Source organism: Candidatus Hydrogenedentota bacterium, from assembly GCA_035416745.1.
Lineage (GTDB): Bacteria > Hydrogenedentota > Hydrogenedentia > Hydrogenedentales > SLHB01 > UBA2224.
Map to the genome: position 1 here is coordinate 1 of DAOLNV010000156.1, position 4,942 is coordinate 4,942.

At 59.4% G+C, this 4,942-nt stretch carries 6 protein-coding genes and 1 tRNA gene; all 7 read right to left on the reverse strand.

Translation table 11 applies throughout. The features are described from left to right. Window positions 1–705: DUF2157 domain-containing protein (locus PLJ71_22400; GenBank protein ID HQM51440.1), on the reverse strand; the 705-nt coding region annotated here is incomplete at its 3' end. Window positions 706–736: 31 nt separating this feature from the next. Next, complete coding sequence (locus PLJ71_22405) at window positions 737–2,107, reverse strand: DUF1579 family protein (GenBank protein HQM51441.1); 1,371 nt, start codon at window positions 2,105–2,107, stop codon at window positions 737–739. Window positions 2,108–2,294: 187 nt separating this feature from the next. Further along, window positions 2,295–2,705, reverse strand: coding sequence for a hypothetical protein (locus tag PLJ71_22410; GenBank protein ID HQM51442.1), 411 nt, complete (start codon window positions 2,703–2,705; stop codon window positions 2,295–2,297). Then, complete coding sequence (locus PLJ71_22415; protein HQM51443.1) at window positions 2,647–2,817, reverse strand: hypothetical protein; 171 nt, start codon at window positions 2,815–2,817, stop codon at window positions 2,647–2,649. The genes PLJ71_22410 and PLJ71_22415 overlap by 59 nt, the downstream gene beginning before the upstream one ends. Window positions 2,818–2,990: 173 nt before the next feature. Then, window positions 2,991–3,665: a sigma-70 family RNA polymerase sigma factor gene (locus tag PLJ71_22420; GenBank protein ID HQM51444.1), complete on the reverse strand. Its 675-nt coding sequence runs from the start codon at window positions 3,663–3,665 to the stop codon at window positions 2,991–2,993. Window positions 3,666–3,920: 255 nt separating this feature from the next. Further along, a tRNA-Ser gene (locus PLJ71_22425) sits at window positions 3,921–4,003 on the reverse strand. Between the two features lie 168 nt (window positions 4,004–4,171). After that, window positions 4,172–4,936: an outer membrane lipoprotein-sorting protein gene (locus PLJ71_22430; GenBank protein HQM51445.1), complete on the reverse strand. Its 765-nt coding sequence runs from the start codon at window positions 4,934–4,936 to the stop codon at window positions 4,172–4,174. Window positions 4,937–4,942 lie beyond the last annotated feature (6 nt).

The window sequence follows — 4,942 nt, forward strand, 5'->3', positions numbered from 1 at the left end:
CCACAGCCCCGGCATCGTGCGCTCCAGGACAAATCCCGTCGCAAACGGCAGGGCCGCACACAGACCCCACGACAACAATTGTACCCGCGGCCCCTCGGGATTTTTCTTAAACGCCTGCCAGATGTGGGGCGCCAGAAACGCCGCCAGCGGCCAGAACAACAGCGCCTGGCTGTGTTCAAACTGGACCGCTGCCGCCCAGCAGGTTGTGCCTGCCAGGTACAACAGCGCCACCGCCGTGGAGTCAAGCACGTACACCAGCGGGCCGCCCAGGATGATCCAGGTCAGCAGGAACGTGCTCATGTCGCCCTTGATGTGGTAGGTCTGGCTGATCAGTGAGATGCAGGCGCCCACCGCCAACGCCAGAAACACTCCGCTCCCTTCGCGCCACGGCGTTGATCGCGATCGGCACAGCAGCGTCCACCATACGAGGGCCTGGCCCGCCATGAGGGGCATGAACGACAAGACCGTCCTAATGGGCCGTCCCAGCGTGTTCCAGTTGTGGGCCAACAACAGGATAATGCCGAGCCCTATCGATGCGGCGCCCAGAATGCTGAACAACAACAGGGCGGTGCTTCGTTTGGAGCGTATCGACACGGGACCGTAGTGGGCCCGTAACTGCTCGATTATCTCGACGGACAGGATGCCGGCTGCATTCAGTTCGGCAAACTCGCCGTAGAGCCACGCGATTGCCTTTCTTCTGCTCATCGGTTCCATCCTTCTTTTGGCGATGCAGCCGTTACTCTTTGGTGGCTTTGCCTTCCGCTTGCATGAGCGTTGCGCCTTGGTCGCTCATTATCTGTATACCCCATTCCATAACGCCACTGTCCATAAACCGGTAAAACGAGGTCGTAAAGGCCTTCGCCGAGGGTTCACTCTTTGCGGTCCATGCAAGCGTCCTGGTGGCCGGGTCCCATGTGCCCGTGGATTCGTTTGATGCGCCCATCGATCCGAACCAACTGGCCAGGTAACACCGTTGCTTGTCATCATAGGTGAGGATCAACTGGTCGCTCGTGTTGTCGGCGCGCTCGAACTGCGCTTGAAGAAACCGGCCGCCCAGCACCCACCGGCTCGTCATCAGCGACGAACCCTCCTTCGTATCGGGAGGCCCCCCGGCTTTTGGAAAGGTGTACGTATAAGTGTCGCGCCACTTACCTACGAAGTTCCCAAGAGGAGCGAGTCCCAGCGGCAGCGGCCCGCCCGTATTACCCGCTTCAGACAGAATGACCGGGGTTGGATCCTTGGCGCGTGTCACCTTATATTCGCCATGGAACGACTTGACGCCCGCGGGGTCCATGACTTCACACGTGGCTTCCCAAGCATTTTCATTGAAAAACCGGTGCTGAATGGTTGTGGTATATCCGTTGCCGGAAGTGGTCCAGTCCAGCGTGCGGGCCGTTTCGTTCCACCGGCCGGTAGTCGGTTCGGGATGGCCAATGGATGAGGAGAAAAACGAGCTTCGGTAGCACTGGCTGGACCCATCGTACGTATACAAGGTGATTGAGGCGTTGTTCTCTGAGTCCCGGCCGTTTTCCTGGACGAACCTGCCGCCGAGAACGCGGGCAAACGTGCTCCGCGTGGCAATACTTCTTCCTGATGCGTTAGGCCCCTCGTAGAGAGTCGCGTCACAGTCCCAGGTGCCAAGGAACTGGTCCAGCACCTCTTGCGGAGATCTTGCGGCGGACTGCCCGGCCGCAGCAGGTTCAGCGCCCTGCCCCTCTTTTTCATAAACGAAAAGCATCCCCTCGTTGTTCATGGTGAGTTTCGAACCGTCAATCGTCACCCAGGTCTGCCCCGCACCTTCCCATGTCAGAACGTAGCCGGCATCCTGCTTGACGTACGTGCCTCTAAAGTTGTGGATTCCACCGTCGCCAAAATGCATCGCCCCCCAGTCCATAACCGACGACAATGTACCGTTGTCGTTCAGCGTGATCGATCCCGACTCTTTGGGGACGGGGTTGCCTCCGACGGAGACGAGTTTGTAAGTGCCGGCAATACCGTCTGGTGATGCGGGGGCAGCCTGCTGCGCTGGAGGTTTGCACGCCAGCGGTAAGGCCGCCGCCAGGAGTGCGAGCACCAGGGTGATTCCAAGCTTGGTCCTGTCTCTCACAGAAAGCCTCCTTTCGCAGGCCGCCGATCGGCGGCGCTTCTCGTTCCCAATACTATATAGAAGAAGCGCGCGCTGAAGGTTACCGGCGCGGGGTCGTCATTGTGATACGCTCACAGTGATAATGCCACTGAGCCATGCCTGTATCTCGTCCACGGACTCAACGCCGCCATCATCCCGCCCGCTCCCGCTAATGCTGTAGACGACGAGTTAACGGGACCCTTCGCGCCGCCCTCCTGCCCTTTGCCAGATGGGACAGCTCGACGGCCCATCCCTTACGAAGGTCAATGGGATAGCGGCACTGCCGGCGTGCAGCTGCTTCGTGCAGCAAGTTGATGGCGCCGTTGTTCAACTGCACGTATTCCTGAATGGCCTTGCGCGTTGTCTCCGGCAGCGGCTGTCCCTGGGGCGGCAACCCGGTCCCGCTTTCGAGAGGCAGGTTGGCCTGGAGTTCGGGCGAAGGCTCCACATGGGCTTCCAACGCGGCAAGATACAGGTCCGCGGCGTTGTCCGCGGGGCGTTCGTACCACGCATCTAATTCCTTATAACGTAATGGGCTGGCCCTCTGCCCGAATCCGGCCGTACTCTTGTTGAAGCCCATTACCGGGTCCCGCCTGCTCGTCCCTCGATCCCGCCATCTTGACCAGGATTACCGGCAGGGTAAGGACAACCAGGATAACCACTGCCACGGATGCCAGAACGCGCGGTTTCATGGAAAACCTCCCTTCAGACACCCCGAACTGACCGCGCCCTCTCGGTCTCGAAAGCGGCAACATAGTTGGGCGGCATGGTGCCTCGTTTCTGTATAGACGCAAAGGCGCGGGGAGGTTACAAACCGACGCCCCATTGCCGTGGGAATGGGCGCCGCCGTGGGGGCAAAACTCGCTCAGGTCCCGAGGGCGGAAAACAGGTCGCGCAATTCTTCGTCAACACTTTCGCCCTCGGCCAGCGTAGCGGCAATTTCTTCCAGGAGCAGGTCGCGGTACCGGCGCCGCAGGCGGTGGACCGCCACCTTTACAGCTCCCTCGGAAAGGCCCAATTGCTCGCCCAACTCCTGATAGGGAATGTGGTCATCCTGTCCTGTCAGCGTGCCTTTTAGCTTGTCAAAGAGGTCCTCTTTGCCGGCCGCAACAAACTCTTGCCGTAACCGCCCGAGGGTGGCTTCGAGTGTGGCCAGGGCCCACGCCCGGTCGAACAGTTTCTCCGCGGACCGGACCTGGCAGGCTGTTCCTGCATACCGTTCCTCGACCTCGTCGTAGTCCACCGGCAGAAAAGTGACGCCGCCGCCGCGTTTGAGGGTACGCGCGCGGTCTCGCTCATTGGACAGGAAGTGGTTTACCGAAGCCAACAAGAAAGAGCGGAACTTTCCTTTGTCTTGGTCCACGTCTTTTAGATAGTCCTTTTCCAGAAAACGTGTGAAGAATTCCTGTATCAGGTCTTTTGCGTCTTCAGCGGAGTTGCCCCGGTAGCGGATGTACATGTAGAGCGGATACCAATAGGTCGAACAAAGAGTCTCTAAAGCACCCCTTGCCTGGGACCCCTCACTCGCCGCTGCCCGCACAACACTCCATCGCGTAGTGTCAAAGTGTGTCAAAGAATGCTGTCCCGCCTCGTTCTAACGACCTCTTCATCCTCTCTGCCGAACCGGTACTGCTCCTTCGCGTGATTTGACCATTATCCACGGCAGACGTCAAGCACCACGGGAACTGGAGAGTCTGCGAAGGATGCTTCACTTCTCGAACGCCCCCGATACCCGCTGCGCTTCTCGGCCGGCGCTTACATTTCATAACTTATTGTGAAAACTAGGTTTAAGAAGTGGCGGAGGGTGAGGGACTCGAACCCCCAAGCCCGAAGGCGCCGGTTTTCAAGACCGGTGCGTTACCATTACGCTAACCCTCCGCGCGTGAGATGGCGCCGGGCGCGGCGTATGCCCGCGTCCGAGGATATTGTAGCGCAGGGATGGCGAAGAAGTCATCCGGGCGGGGATTTCAGGCGGGGCGAAGGCCATCGAAAGCAAAAGGGCCGGACACGTCCGGTCCAGCCCTGAATGAGTGCGGTCGTCCGCCCTTATTGGAGATGTTCGCGGGGCGGATTGCGCAGGTAACGCTCGGTGAAGATGTCGTCGGGCAGCCCGATGTCGTATTTGACCGCGCTGTATTCGAGAATGGTCTCGCTGTTCTGGTTATGGTCTTTCACGCTGCTCTTGACACTGGTCTTGTAGCCCTGAATGTCTTTGACGGACAGCGTCTTCATCTCGCGGTAGACTTTGCCGTCCCGTTCGAATTGCATGCTCACGGGGATGAACGTGCTCTTGTGGATGTATGACGTGAACGAGTCGAACTCGACCTTGGCCTTGTTCTCCGGTTTGGGGGTGCTCTTCACGACGTAGTAGGTGTCGTCGGTCTTGACCAACTCGTGGTTGTCCTCGTCCGGGTTGCGTCCGGATACGTCTTCGTAAAAGAAGTCGGACCCGACGAAGCTGGTGCGCTCGTCGGAGGCGGCGATCCGTTTGATCACATCGAGCGCGGGCAGGTAGAGCCAGCGGTCGTCGTCCTTGCCGACGTGTTTCCAGACCATGAACACGGTGCCGCTTTCATCGGCTGGCTGATGGAAATAGACGTAGAACCGCTGTTCCCGGTCCTGGTCGTCCATGTTCTTGCGAAGGATGGTAAATTCCTTGTCGCGTTTGCGGCCTTGTTCGTCCGTGATGGTCATCTTGACCCGGGCGCTGCCGTCCTTTCCCTGGTAATAGGCCATATGGTTGGCCTTCTTGACGATTTCCGCGGGCGAGAGCTCCTCGGCGGCAACGGCGAGGCCGGGGGCCAGCGTCAGGGCGGC